Below are 11938 nucleotides of genomic sequence, written 5' to 3'. Positions count from 1 at the left end.
CTAGCCGGGCTGGCCCGACTGGGCTGGCTGGGCGGGCTGCTTGCGCACTTCCTCGGCCTTGGCCTGCACCCGCTCGATGAGCTGGTCGGCGGTGCCCTTTTCCAGCAGGTCCTGGAATTGGGTGCGGTAGTTCTTGACCATGCTCACGCCCTCGATGATCACGTCGTACACCACCCAGCTCTGCTGGCGGTTCTGGAGCATGCGGTAGGCCACGGGCACCTGCTTGTCCTTGATCACCACGGTGGTCTGGACCTCGACCTTGTCGCCCTTGCCGCTGACCAGTTCGCCGGTGAACAGCACCTGTTCGCCGCTGTAGCCGTCGAACTTTTCAAGGTAGGTGGCCCGCAGCAGCGAGGCGAACGCCTCGGCGAAGCGGTCCTGCTGGTCGGGGGTGAACGAGCGCCAGTTGACCCCCACGGTGCGGGCCGAGAACTCGCGGAAATCGAAGATATGGCGGATTTCGTCCTCCACCTTGTCCATCAGGGCGGGGCGCTGGGCCGGGTCCGTGTAGCCCGGTTGCTTGACGATGCCGAGGATGCGGTCCACGGACGCCTTCAGCGTTTCGCGGGCCGCGCCCGCGCTGTCGGCGGCGGCCAGGGCCGCGCCGGTCCAGCAGGAAAGGACGGTGACGAGCAGCGCGGCAAGGGCCGCGCCGCGCATAACTGTGCGGATGGGCATGGCTAGACTCCCCCGAACACGTACTTGCTGATCAGCGATTCGATGTCGATGGCCGATTCGGTTTCCGTGATTTCGTCGCCCTCGCCCAACTGGTCTTCCGACCCGCCGGGAGAGAGCTTGATGTACTTGTCGCCTATGAGGCCACTGGTCTTTACCGAGGCGATGACGTCGTCGGTCAGGTGCACGCCTTCCTTCATGCGCAGGCTGACCATGGCCACCGGCTTGTCCGGCGCGAGCGTGATGGCCGCCACGCGGCCCACGGGCACGCCCGCTATCTCCACTTCCGCGCCCACGCGCAGGCCGGTGATGGAGCTGAACCGGGCATGCACGGTGTAGCCCTTGTCGGACAACAGTTCCATGCGCCCCAGCTTTACCGTGAGGTAGCCGACGCACAAAAGTCCGACGAGCACGAAGATGCCGACCGATGTTTCTCGCGAATACTTCTTCATGATGCCCTTCCCGTATCCGTTGGGGGCTGTTGTTACCGTATGTCCCCGGCCGCCGTCAGCGGTCCAGCCAGGCGTCGAGGGCCTGCTGCACCTCCGGCGCCAGCGTCACGTCCGCCCGTTGGTCCTCGTCGGCCCGCCGGTCCAGAAAGCTGCGCACGTAGGGGGCCTGCGTGGCGCGCAGCGCGTCCACCGGCCCCGCGAAGGCCGCGGTGCCGTCGTGCAGCATGAGCACGTAGTCGGCGATGGCGTCCAGGCTGCGCAGGTCGTGGCTGACCACCACGATGGTCATGCCGGGAAAATTGGCCCGCATGTCCAGCAGCAGGTGGTCCATGCGCGCGGCGTTGACCGGGTCCAGGCCCGATGTGGGCTCGTCGCACAGCAGGATGGGCGGGTCCATGACGATGGCCCGCGCCAGGCCCGCGCGCTTGCGCATGCCGCCGGAAAGCTGGTTGGGGTAGTAGTCGGCGTAGTCGGCCAGGCCCACCAGGGCCAGCTTGTGCAGCACTATCTGGCGGATGGTGGCCTTCGGCAGCCCGGTGTGCTCGCGCAGGGGCAGGGCCACGTTGTCGCCCAGGGTCAGCGAACCCAGCAGCGCGCCGTCCTGGAACAGCACGCCCATGCGCCGCCGCACCTTGCGGAAGTCGCGCCGGTGCAGGGCGAACAGGTCGCGCCCGCCCACCGAAAGGGTGCCCGCCATGGGCCGTTGCAGGCCCAGCACGTGGCGCAGCAGGGTGGACTTGCCGCAGCCCGAGCCGCCGATGATCATGGAAATTTCGCCCGCGGGCAGCAGCGCGTTCACGTCGCGCAGCACCACGTGGTCGCCGTAGCCCACCGTGAGGCCGTCAAGCCGTATGTCCCATCCGGAAGTCGCGCGCATGGCCGTGGTCTCTTCTTACAGCAGGAACGAGGTCAGCACGTAGTCGGCCACCAGCACGAACACGCACGAAAGGACCACGGCGGAGGTGGTGGAATTGCTGACGCCCTCGGGCCCCACGCCGTCGCGGCGCATGTGGGTGAAATAGCCCTGGTAGCAGCTTACCGTAGCCACGATGACCGCGAACAGCAGCGACTTCATGAAGCCGCCGGTGATGTCGGCCATCTCCACGCTGGACTCGATGCGGTAGAAGTACACGCCCTCGTTGATGCCCAGCAGGGTGACCCCGGTGACGTAGCCGCCAAGGATGCCCACCACGTCGAACACCGCCGTCAGCAGCGGGAACGAGATGAGCGAGGCGGCGATGCGCGGGGCCACCAGGTAGGCCATGGGGTTGATGTCCATGACGTCCAGCGCGTCGATCTGGTCGGTGATGCGCATGACCCCGATCTCGGCGGCCATGGACGACCCGGCCCGGCCGGTGACCATGATGGCCGTCAGCACCGGGCCCAGCTCGCGGATCAGCGAAAGGGCCACGGCCGCGCCCAGCAGCCCTTCGGACCCGAACTTGACCAGCGTGTAGTAGCCTTGCAGCCCCAGCACCATGCCGGTGAACACCCCGATGAGCAGAATGACGAACAGCGACTTGGAGCCGATGACGAACACCTGGTTCAGGATCTTGGGAATCTGCTTGGGCGAGGCGAAGATGAGCCGCAGGCCGTCCGCCAGGAACAGGAACATGGCGCCCATCTCGCCCAGCAGGCGCAGGGTGGCCGCGCCAAGGGCGGTGACGGGGGCGAGTATGTTGGGGCCTGTGCTCATGGTGTTATCTCCCGGCGGGCGGGCGTTGGAAGGGCGGGGCGAGTGGCGCCTGCCCGTTCCCGGTGTCTTCACATCCTTACATGCTAGTCCCGTCGCAACATGCCGTCAAGGCAGCCCTATCGGGAAACCGGCGTCTTGCTGCGCAGAATCACCTTGTCTATGCCGTGTTTGGACAGCGCGGCGCGCAATTGGCGCGTGTCTTCCGGCGTGCCCCGGAACAGCGCGTTCAGGCGGTACCACGACACGCCGTTTTCCACCGAGGAATCAAGGCGCACTTTGATGCCGGACGCCTCCAGCTTCGCCTTCAGGGCGTTGGCCGGGTCCGCCGTCTTGTAGGCCGCCACCTGGTACACGTAGTCGAAGCGTTCGCCGTCGGCGGGCTTGGTTTCCGCAGCCTTGGCGTCCCTGGCGTTCTTTGGAGCGGCCGCTGCGGAGGCTGCGGTCGCGGGGGCCTTCTTGCCGTCCTTTTTGGCGTCGGGTTTCTGGGCGGTCCGGGAATCCGGCTTGGAATCCGTTTTGGCGTCCTTCTTCGGATCGGGCTTCGGATCGGGCTTCTGGTCCTTCCTGCCGCCCTTGGCCACGATTTCCGTGGCGTTCACCGACACGCCCGCATTGCCCGATATGGGGGCGGGCTTGGCCCGCAGGGAATCCATGAACTGGAGTTCCTCGGGCTTGAACACGCCGCCGGGCATGGGGGTGGGTTGCGAGGCGTTCACGGCGGGCTTGGGCATGATGCGGTCGATGCCCAGGCGTTCCTCCGGGTTGTAGCCGCGTCCCACGATGACGCCGAGCACGAACACCCAGCCGAAGCCGATGATGGCCACGATGCCCGCCGAAATGAGCGAGGGCAGGGTGACGTTGATGGTGTAGACGCCCTTCCTGCGTCCGCCATCCTTCGCCCCTTGTCCGGAGTGTCCGGGCTGCCCTTGTCTGGGTGCTGCCATGCCTGGTTCCCGCGCCCCGGCGCGCCTACATGGCCTCGGGCGCTTCGACGCCGAGCAGATTCAGGCCGTTGGCCACGGCCCGGCCCACGGCGCGCAGCAGGGCCAGACGGGCCACGATGGTTTCCGCGCCGTCGGCGTTCAGCACCGGCACCTTGGCGTAGTAGCTGTGCAGGGCGCCCGCCACTTCCATCAGGTAGAAGCTGACGTGGTGCGGGGCCAGCCCTTCGGCGGCGGCGGAAAGGGTGTCCGGCATGCGGTCGATGAGGCGCAGCAGGTCCAGTTCCTCCGGCAGGGCCAGCGGGGCCAGCGCCGCCGCGCCCACCCGGTCGGGCAGGGCGATGCCCCGCTCCGCCGCCTTGCGCAGCACGGCGCGCACGCGGGCGTGGGCGTACTGCACGTAGTACACCGGGTTGTCCATGGAGCGCTGCTTCACCAGTTCCAGGTCGAAGTCCAGGTGGCTGTCGCTCTTGCGCGAAAGGAACATGAACCGCGCGGCGTCGGCGCCCACTTCCCTGACCACGTCGTGCAGGGTTTCGAACTGCCCGGCGCGGGTGGACATGGCGATCTGCTCGCCGCCCTGCAACAGGTTCACCAGTTGCACCAGGATCACGTCGAACTGCTCGGGCCGCTTGCCAAGGGCCGCCACGGCGGCGCGCATGCGCGGCACGTAGCCGTGATGGTCGGCGCCCCAGATGTCCACGACCAGGTCGAAGCCCCGGTCGTACTTGTTGTCGTGGTAGGCGATGTCCGAGGCGAAGTAGGTCAGCGTGCCGTCGGACTTGCGCAGCACGCGGTCCTTGTCGTCGCCGAGGGTGGTGGTGCGGAACCATAGCGCGCCGTCCTGCTCGAAGGCGAGGCCCGCCTGCTTCAGCCGTTCGAAGGTCTTTTCCACCGCGCCCTCGCGGACCAGGGAAAGCTCGGAGAACCACACCTGATGCTCCACGCGGAAATCGGCCAGGTCCTGCTTGATGCCGTCCATGATGGAGTTCATGGCGTATTCGAAGCAGCGGTCCTGGCCTTCGGCCTCGGGCAGGTCCACCAGGCCGGGATCCTTCGCCAGCATCTCGGCGGCGATGTCCTTGATGTAGTCGCCGCGGTAGAAGTCCTCGGGCAGGGTGAACGGGCGGCCGGAAAGCTCCAGCGCGCGCAGCCACACCGAAAGGCCCAGCAGGCGCATCTGCCGCCCGGCGTCGTTGATGTAGTATTCGGTGGTCACGTCATACCCGGCGAAGCGCATCACCCGCGCCAGGCAGTCGCCCAGGGCCGCGCCGCGTCCGTGGCCGATGTGCAGCGGCCCGGTGGGGTTGGCGGACACGTACTCCACCTGCGCCTTGCGGCCCGCGCCCACGTTGGTCGCGCCGTAGCGTTCGCCCGCGGCCTCCACGTGCAGCACGGTTTCGCGCCAGAAATCGGGCGAGTAGGTGACGTTGAGGAAGCCCGGCCCGGCGATGTCCACCGAGGCGATGGCCGGGTCGGAATCGCGCAGGGCGCCGGCAAGGCGCGAGGCCAGTTCACGCGGGGGCACGCCTGCGTCCTTGGCGAGCACCAGGGCGATGTTGGCGGCAAGGTCGCCGAACGACTTGTCGCGGGGCGGTTCGAGGGTGGCCTTTTCGGGCCAGGAAAGCCCCATGTCCTTCACGATGGCCTGAAGGGAGGCCAGCAACTGCTGACGTGCGCGCATGTGATGTATGGTGTTCCTGTTGGCTTGGAATGAATGACTGCGTGGGCGTCGCCGTTCCGAAGGGGGCGCGCGCCGGACTGGCCCGGATTCCGCGCGCGGCAGGGGCGTCCCGGCCGCGTCAGGCCCACGTATGGGCCACATCAGGATAAGGTCGCCGTGCGCGGAATGGATGCCGCCATGGCGGGGGCGTTTGGTCCAAGGTGGGTCGTGTACCAGAAATCGGCGCGACTGCAAAGCCGCCGGGACGCTCGGTACCGGCGCGCCGCACGCGAAGGGCCGGGTGCGCATGCGCACACCCGGCCCGTGGAATGTCCATGCGCGGGGGCTAGAACGTAAGGGCGTCGGCCTGTTCCAGGCTGCCCGCGCCCTCGGCGGTCCAGCCGCCTTCCGGCGCGGCGGGCACATTGGAAGCCGCAAGGATGGGGCCCACCATCTTGGTCAGCACGCCCTTGGGACCGGCCTCCACCCAGCGGCGCACCCCGGCGTTCCACTGGTTGGTCACGGTGCCGATCCACTGCACGGAAGAGGTCATCTGCCGGGTCATGACCTCATGCAGCGATTCGCCGTCGGTGACGGCCTGGCCGGTGACGTTGCAGTACACGGCAAAGCGCGGGCGCGACCAGGTGGCCGTGCGCATGGCCTTGGCCAGTTCCCTGGCGGCCTCGTCCATGAGCGGGCTGTGGAAGGCCCCGCTGACGGGCAGGACGAGCGCGCGGCCCTTGCGGTCCTTGACCCTGGCGGCGGCGTCGGCGATGGCGTCGCGCGTGCCGGACAGCACCAGCTGCCCCGGCGTGTTGTAGTTGGCGATGCGGATCATCTGGCCGGTGGACTCGGCGGACTCGGCCACCACGGCCTCCACGTCGGCCAGCGAAAGTTTCAGCACGGCGGCCATGGCCCCCTTGCCGCCGGGGTCGGCCTCGGACATCAGGCGGCCGCGCAGGGCCACCAGTTCCAGGGTGCTGTCCACGGACAGCGCGCCGGATGCGGCGGCCGCCGCGTATTCGCCCAGGCTGTGCCCGGCGGTGCAGGCCGGGGAGACGCGCCCGGCAAGGCGCAGCCACAGGGACAGGTTGACGGCGGTCAGCGCGGGCTGGAGGTTGCGGGTATCGGCCATGGCCTTCTCGTCGCCGCCGTCCCAGTAGATTTCGCGCAGGGGCAGGCCGCTTGCGCGTTCGGCCTTCTTCCACAGGTCCATGGCCTCAGGCATGGCGTCGGCCACGTCGCGGCCCATGCCGGGTTCCTGCGAGCCCTGGCCGGGGAACAGAATGGCGAGGTCGGTACGGTTCATTCGGTGTCGCTCCAGACGTAGGAATGGCGCCGGGCGTGTCCCGGCCGGTGGGTGTGCAGTATCGTGCGCGGGGCGGACGCGGTTCCACCCCCCTCAGGCCCGCTCAGGCCCGCTCAGGACGGTGCGGCGGCGATGCCGCGCGGGTGCGTCGCCCGTTCGCTGCATAGTCAAACACGCGCGCCGACGCAAGTGGTGCTGTCGTTTTCGCCCGCGCGGCATGGTATGGAAAGCGGCCGGTGCTTGCCAGCATCCGCAGGGGCGGCTACAAGGCCGCCAGTTCCCGTGTCCGGAGGAGATGTCATGCCCCCCGCTGAAGTCCACGTATCCCTGAAGGAACTGGCCCGGCTGTGCGCCGAGGCCGGTTTTGCGCCCGACGAGACGCCCGAGGCCGCCCAGGCGGTGCTGGCGGGCTATCTGGAACTGCTGATGAAGTGGAACCGGGTCATGAACCTGGTGGGCACGCGCACCTGGCAGGCCACCTTCCGCACCCTGATCGTGGACAGCCTGCACCTGGCGCGCTTCCTGCGTTCGCTGCCCCTGCCCGAAGCCCCGGAAACCTGGGACCTCGGCGCGGGGGCCGGGCTGCCGGGCATTCCGCTGCGTGCGGTGTGGCAGGTGGGCATCTATCATCTGGTGGATGCGCGCGAGAAGCGCACCCTGTTCCTGTCCAACGTGCTGGCGCGCCATCCCCTGCCGGGCACCGTGGTGTTCCGGGGCAGGGTGGAGGAGTTCATGCCCACGCGGCCCAAGGCGGATTGCGTGGTGAGCCGGGCCTTCCTGCCCTGGCCGGAGGTGCTGGAACTGGTGCGCGGCCACGTGGCCCCCGGCGGGGTGGTGGTGTTTCTGGCCAACGAAGGCGCGCCCGCAAGCCTGCCCCCCGGCTGGCGGGTGGCGGCGCGGGCGGAATATGCGGTGCAGGCTCCGCCGCCGCACGGAGTGCAAGGCCGGGGCGGCGGCGCGGCGGGGAAGGGTGCGGAACCCGAGGCCACCATGCGCCACCTGTGGGCGCTGGCGCTGGCCTGAGGCCGGACAGGGCAGGCCCCGGCAGCGCTATTTTTCGGGCGGGTTGCCCATCAGCGCGCCGAGCTGCGACTTGCGGAAAATGAGTCTGGTGGCGGCGGCGTCGGCCTTGTCCGCCACGTCCATGAGGCGTTCGAGGAATTCGAGGATTTCGTGGCGGCGTTCCTCGGGCGAATATTCGAATTCGTCCTCCAGGCGTTCCGACGTCAGGTATTCCTCGAGTTCGTCGAGATACTTCATGTTCAGCATGGCGGCGTCTCCATGGGCCGACGGGGCTGGCCCGGCGGTGCGGTGTGGTGGCGGCGCGCGGCCCAATGCGCGGGTGTCCAGGGGCGTCTGAACGACGCGCCCGTGCGCACGGGCCTGGCGGTTCGGGCGGGCGGCAGCCCGCGCGGATGTTCGGTTCGCGCAGTGCTCTACCGCATTTCGCGGCGCAGGTGAAGCGGTTGTCCCCACCTTTGCCGCATCCGGCCCCGCTGGCGATGCGCCGCCGTTTCGCGTATATCCCCCCTGCGCGGTCCACGGGCCGCAGCCCTTTTTCACGGCAGGAAGCCATGAGCGTGCACGCGCCCGAAACATCCCCCCTCGCCGCCTCCTGCGCCGACCACCCGGAATCCGGGAGCAACGGCGAAGGCACTTCTTCACGGGACGGCCGGGAACGCCCCCCGGCGGGGCGGTCCCCCGCCGTCATGCTGCGCGCCGCTCTCGCCGCGCTGTGTTCGCCGGGCGGGCGCGCCGTGTTGCTGGGCCTGCTGGCCTTCTGCACGGCCTTCGCCATGCGCATGCTGGAATACCCCGCCTGGCAGACCCCGGAATACCAGTTGGACGGCGAATACCTGCTGGCCACCCACGACGCCTATCACTGGACGGCGGGGGCCGACGGCTTCGAGTTCGGCGCGGGGCATCCCATGTCCGAACTGGTGCGCTACGTGGCCCTGCTGACCCATTCCACGTCGGGAGAGGTGGGCTTCTGGCTGCCGCCGGTCATGGGCAGCCTGCTGGCGGTGGCGGTGTTCGCCTGGGCCGCCGCGCTGGGCGGCATGGAGGCCGGGCTGTGCGCCGGGGTGCTGGCCTCGCTGGCGCCCGGCTTTCTGGCCCGTACCCTGCTCGGCTACTGCGACACCGACCTGGTGACCCTGCTGTTCGCGCTGGTGGCCGGGCTGGGACCGGGGCTGTGGCTGGCTCCGCGCCTGCGTACCTTGCCGGGGATGGCCGTGTCGCTGTACCGGCGGCTGCGGCGCGGACCAGCGCCGACAGCAGGTGGCGGAGCCACGCCCGATGACGGCGACGACCCCCTGGCTCCCCGCTGGATGGCGGTGCTGCTGTGCAGCGGCCTGCTGGGCTGGTGGTCGCAGGAATGGCATTCCATGTTTCCGTATCTGGTGCGCTACTACGCGCTGCTGGTGCCCGGCCTGGCCGTGGTCTTCGGCAGGCGCGGCCGTCGGGCGGACCTGATGGTGGGCGGGCTGCTGTACGCCCTGCCCATGCTGGGCGGCTGGCCGGGCTTTGCCGGGGCGGCGCTGCTGGCGGTGGGGCTGCGCGGGCCGTGGCCCTTCCTGCGGGCGCTGGCCGAACGGCGGGTGGTGCATGCCGCGCTGTGGCTGGTGGTGCTGTGGCTGGTGGCCGACGCCGAGGTGTTCCAGACCATGCTGCGCTCCGCCCAGAGCTACATCAAGCGGGCGGGCGACGCCGTGGCCCAGCCCGACGGCGACGTGCTGGTCTACCCCTCGGTGGCCCAGAGCATCATCGAGGTGCAGGACCTTTCGGTGGCCGAGGTGCTGGCCTATTTCCATCCGTGGATACCCGCCGCCCTGGCCGGACTGGCCGGATTCGGCGTGGCGCTGGTGGCGCGTCCGGCGGCGCTGTTCCACCTGCCGCTGGCGGTGCTGGCCTTCCTGTCCATCAAGCTGGGCGGGCGCATGGTGATGTTCGGGGCGCCGGTGATGGCGCTGGGCATCTGCATGCCGGTGCACTGGCTGGCGGGGCTGGTGCTGCGCGACAATTTCTACCGCACCGCCGGGCGGCTGCTGGTTTCCGCCGTGCTGCTCACGCTGCTGGGCGCGCCGTATCTGGAAGTGATCCCGGCCATGACCCAGGGACCCATCCTGAACAAGCGGCACGCGGCGGCACTGAAGTTTTTGCGCACCAACACGCCGGAAGATTCCATGATCTGGAACTGGTGGGACTGGGGCTATTCCACCCACCATTTCGCGCACCGCTCGACCATCGCCGACGGTGCCAGCCACGGCGGGCCTTCGCTGTTCGTGCCCGCCGCCGTGTACGCCTCGGACAATCCGCGCTTCGCCCGGCAACTCATCAAGTACGCGGCCAGCAAGGGCAACATTCCCGGCAACGTCTTCGAGGGCATGAACAACCACGACGCCGACGACCTGATGCGCAAGCTGGCCGCCCGGAAGGAGCCGCTCGTCGCCGCGCAGGGCAGGCAGTACCTGGTGGTCAGCTTCGACATGCTGCGCCTGGGCTTTTGGATAACCACCTACGGCCGCTGGGACTTCCTGGCCAGGGAAGGGCGGGGCTACCAGATCGCCTCCATCAGCAAGCCGTTGCAGTTCAGCATGGAGAACGGCGTGGTGCTGGTGCAGAACATGGACCCGGTGTACGCCGAATCCATCGACGTATTCGACGATACCGGCCTGCAACGCCAGATGTATTTCCGGTTCAACGGGCGGCACTTCATCTTCAACCGCACCACCGGCGACAAACTGGTCATCGACGACGACATGTACAACACGCTGATGGTGCAACTGTTGCTGTCGTCACCCGAGGACCCGCGCTTCACGCCCTATTTCAAGCTGGTGTTCGACAACGTGCATACGCGCGTCTATGAAGTGTTGTGATGGCTCGATGCCGTTAGTGGTGGTAAGGCGAGCCGCGTAGGATGCAATCCGCGCGGTACAGTTGTTCCAGCAGCACCACGCGGGCCATCTCGTGGGGGAAGGTCATGGGGCCAAGGGACACGCGCAGGGCGGCCCGCTGGAGCACGGCCGCGTCCAGCCCGTAGGCGCCGCCGATGACGAAGCACGGCACGGCCGTGGCGTTTTCCGTCAGCCGGTCCAGCAGCGCGGCGAACTCGCGCGAGGTGTGGGCCTTGCCGTGTTCGTCCATACACACCACGATGTCGGCGGGGCCAAGGGCGGCCAGCAGGCGCGCGCCTTCGTCGGCGTTGCGTCTGGCGGGCGGCAGGGCGGCGTCGCCGTCGCGGACCAGGGTTTCGGTCACGCGCCAGGTGTGGCGCAGCCGTTCCATGTAGTGCGCGGCGGCCTGCTGCCAGAACGGCGTCTTCAGCTTGCCCACCGCCAGAAGGCGCAGTGATTTCACGAAACCTCCGGGTGCGTGCGTTTCCGGCCATGGTCTATCCCGGAGCGGAGCGGGGGGCAAGGCGCGCCGCGCGGCGCGGCATCCGGCCCGATGCTCCGGTTTCCTTTTCGCTGCCTGATCCAACAACGGATTGCGTCATGCTGAACATGGACGATGCGGCCGCGCTGCTGCGCACGGGACGGGTGGTGGTGTTCCCCACCGAGACCTTTTTCGGGGTGGGCTGCCTGGCCACCCATGCCGGCGCCGTGGACGAGGTGTACCGGGTGAAGCGCCGCGTCCACCGGCTGGCCCTGCCGGTTATCGCGGGCCACGTGGACCAACTGGCGCAGGTGGCCGCCCGCATGGACCCGGTGGCGGAAGGGCTGGCCCGGCGGTTCTGGCCGGGGCCGCTTTCCGTGCTGCTGCCCGCCGCGCCCGGTGTGCCCGCGCCGCTCACCGGCGGCACGGGGCGCGTGGCCGTGCGCCTGACCCCGCACCCCGTGGCCCGTGAACTGTGCCTGCTGGCCGGTGGCCCGCTGGTGGCCAGCAGCGCCAACATCAGCGGCAGGCCCGCCGTGACCCGCGTGGCCGACCTTGACCCCGAACTGACGGTGGAAGTGGCCGGGGTGCTGGACCTGCCCCCCGCCCCGCCCGGCGGGTTGCCCTCCACGCTGGTGGAGGTGCTGGATGGGGGCGGCGGCGGTGCCGCTGCCGGCCTGCCCCGTCTGCGGGTGTTGCGGGCCGGGGCCGTTCCGGTGCAGGCCCTGCGCGACGCCGGGTATGCGGTGGAGTGATCGGTTGGGGGATTCCCTACCGGGTCAGTACAAAAAATTTCCGAGGCCCTTGGGCGGAAAAAGGAGCCGC

Annotated in this window: 12 protein-coding genes; 3 read left to right on the top strand and 9 right to left on the bottom strand. The window is 69.0% G+C overall.

Going from position 1 to position 11938, the window contains the following annotated elements:
- From ACR4XJ_RS05520 to ACR4XJ_RS05490, 7 genes are all read right to left on the bottom strand, one after another.
- A complete protein-coding gene (locus ACR4XJ_RS05520; protein ID WP_434754264.1) occupies window positions 1–678 on the bottom strand; it encodes an ABC transporter substrate-binding protein in 678 nt (225 codons plus the stop codon).
- A 2-nt stretch (window positions 679–680) separates the two neighbouring features.
- Window positions 681–1127 carry an outer membrane lipid asymmetry maintenance protein MlaD gene (mlaD, locus tag ACR4XJ_RS05515; RefSeq protein ID WP_434754263.1) on the bottom strand — a complete coding sequence of 149 codons (447 nt, stop codon included), beginning with the start codon at window positions 1125–1127 and terminating at the stop codon, window positions 681–683.
- Between the two features lie 55 nt (window positions 1128–1182).
- Window positions 1183–2004: an ABC transporter ATP-binding protein gene (locus ACR4XJ_RS05510; RefSeq protein WP_434754262.1), complete on the bottom strand. Its 822-nt coding sequence runs from the start codon at window positions 2002–2004 to the stop codon at window positions 1183–1185.
- A 15-nt stretch (window positions 2005–2019) separates the two neighbouring features.
- On the bottom strand, window positions 2020–2823 hold the full coding sequence (locus tag ACR4XJ_RS05505; RefSeq protein WP_333507017.1) for an MlaE family ABC transporter permease: 804 nt from the start codon (window positions 2821–2823) through the stop codon (window positions 2020–2022).
- A gap of 116 nt (window positions 2824–2939) precedes the next feature.
- Window positions 2940–3767 carry an SPOR domain-containing protein gene (locus ACR4XJ_RS05500; protein WP_434754261.1) on the bottom strand — a complete coding sequence of 276 codons (828 nt, stop codon included), beginning with the start codon at window positions 3765–3767 and terminating at the stop codon, window positions 2940–2942.
- A gap of 25 nt (window positions 3768–3792) precedes the next feature.
- Window positions 3793–5448 carry an arginine--tRNA ligase gene (argS, locus tag ACR4XJ_RS05495; protein ID WP_434754260.1) on the bottom strand — a complete coding sequence of 552 codons (1656 nt, stop codon included), beginning with the start codon at window positions 5446–5448 and terminating at the stop codon, window positions 3793–3795.
- 325 nt (window positions 5449–5773) lie between these two features.
- Complete coding sequence (locus ACR4XJ_RS05490; protein WP_434754259.1) at window positions 5774–6736, bottom strand: ACP S-malonyltransferase; 963 nt, start codon at window positions 6734–6736, stop codon at window positions 5774–5776.
- 300 nt (window positions 6737–7036) lie between these two features.
- On the opposite strand from ACR4XJ_RS05490, the gene ACR4XJ_RS05485 reads away from it, so the two are divergent.
- Window positions 7037–7759 carry a 16S rRNA (guanine(527)-N(7))-methyltransferase RsmG gene (locus ACR4XJ_RS05485; RefSeq protein ID WP_434754258.1) on the top strand — a complete coding sequence of 241 codons (723 nt, stop codon included), beginning with the start codon at window positions 7037–7039 and terminating at the stop codon, window positions 7757–7759.
- 27 nt (window positions 7760–7786) lie between these two features.
- On the opposite strand, the gene ACR4XJ_RS05480 is transcribed toward ACR4XJ_RS05485, so the two are convergent.
- Window positions 7787–8005: a hypothetical protein gene (locus tag ACR4XJ_RS05480; RefSeq protein WP_434754257.1), complete on the bottom strand. Its 219-nt coding sequence runs from the start codon at window positions 8003–8005 to the stop codon at window positions 7787–7789.
- Between the two features lie 305 nt (window positions 8006–8310).
- Here ACR4XJ_RS05480 and ACR4XJ_RS05475 point away from each other — a divergent pair, with 305 nt between their 5' ends.
- A complete protein-coding gene (locus ACR4XJ_RS05475) occupies window positions 8311–10614 on the top strand; it encodes an STT3 domain-containing protein (RefSeq protein WP_434754256.1) in 2304 nt (767 codons plus the stop codon).
- Window positions 10615–10627: 13 nt separating this feature from the next.
- Here the strand turns inward: ACR4XJ_RS05475 and ACR4XJ_RS05470 are convergent, their stop codons facing one another.
- Window positions 10628–11095 carry a 23S rRNA (pseudouridine(1915)-N(3))-methyltransferase RlmH gene (locus ACR4XJ_RS05470; RefSeq protein ID WP_434754255.1) on the bottom strand — a complete coding sequence of 156 codons (468 nt, stop codon included), beginning with the start codon at window positions 11093–11095 and terminating at the stop codon, window positions 10628–10630.
- 137 nt (window positions 11096–11232) lie between these two features.
- On the opposite strand from ACR4XJ_RS05470, the gene ACR4XJ_RS05465 reads away from it, so the two are divergent.
- The gene (locus ACR4XJ_RS05465; RefSeq protein ID WP_434754254.1) at window positions 11233–11868 is read left to right on the top strand and encodes an L-threonylcarbamoyladenylate synthase; all 636 of its coding nucleotides are present in this window, start codon (window positions 11233–11235) and stop codon (window positions 11866–11868) included.
- Window positions 11869–11938 lie beyond the last annotated feature (70 nt).

Origin of the sequence: Nitratidesulfovibrio sp. D1 (assembly GCF_051133415.1) — a bacterium.
Taxonomy (GTDB): Bacteria; Desulfobacterota; Desulfovibrionia; order Desulfovibrionales; family Desulfovibrionaceae; genus Cupidesulfovibrio.
This window is presented reverse-complemented; position numbering and strand designations above follow the sequence as displayed.

What these genes read in the sequence shown, in the direction of transcription:
- ACR4XJ_RS05520 (WP_434754264.1), bottom strand. Translation starts at nt 678, where the DNA reads ATGCCCATCCGCACAGTTATGCGCGGCGCGGCCCTTGCCGCGCTGCTC.
- mlaD (WP_434754263.1), bottom strand. Translation starts at nt 1,127, where the DNA reads ATGAAGAAGTATTCGCGAGAAACATCGGTCGGCATCTTCGTGCTCGTC.
- ACR4XJ_RS05510 (WP_434754262.1), bottom strand. Translation starts at nt 2,004, where the DNA reads ATGCGCGCGACTTCCGGATGGGACATACGGCTTGACGGCCTCACGGTG.
- ACR4XJ_RS05505 (WP_333507017.1), bottom strand. Translation starts at nt 2,823, where the DNA reads ATGAGCACAGGCCCCAACATACTCGCCCCCGTCACCGCCCTTGGCGCG.
- ACR4XJ_RS05500 (WP_434754261.1), bottom strand. Translation starts at nt 3,767, where the DNA reads ATGGCAGCACCCAGACAAGGGCAGCCCGGACACTCCGGACAAGGGGCG.
- argS (WP_434754260.1), bottom strand. Translation starts at nt 5,448, where the DNA reads ATGCGCGCACGTCAGCAGTTGCTGGCCTCCCTTCAGGCCATCGTGAAG.
- ACR4XJ_RS05490 (WP_434754259.1), bottom strand. Translation starts at nt 6,736, where the DNA reads ATGAACCGTACCGACCTCGCCATTCTGTTCCCCGGCCAGGGCTCGCAG.
- ACR4XJ_RS05485 (WP_434754258.1), top strand. Translation starts at nt 7,037, where the DNA reads ATGCCCCCCGCTGAAGTCCACGTATCCCTGAAGGAACTGGCCCGGCTG.
- ACR4XJ_RS05480 (WP_434754257.1), bottom strand. Translation starts at nt 8,005, where the DNA reads ATGCTGAACATGAAGTATCTCGACGAACTCGAGGAATACCTGACGTCG.
- ACR4XJ_RS05475 (WP_434754256.1), top strand. Translation starts at nt 8,311, where the DNA reads ATGAGCGTGCACGCGCCCGAAACATCCCCCCTCGCCGCCTCCTGCGCC.
- ACR4XJ_RS05465 (WP_434754254.1), top strand. Translation starts at nt 11,233, where the DNA reads ATGCTGAACATGGACGATGCGGCCGCGCTGCTGCGCACGGGACGGGTG.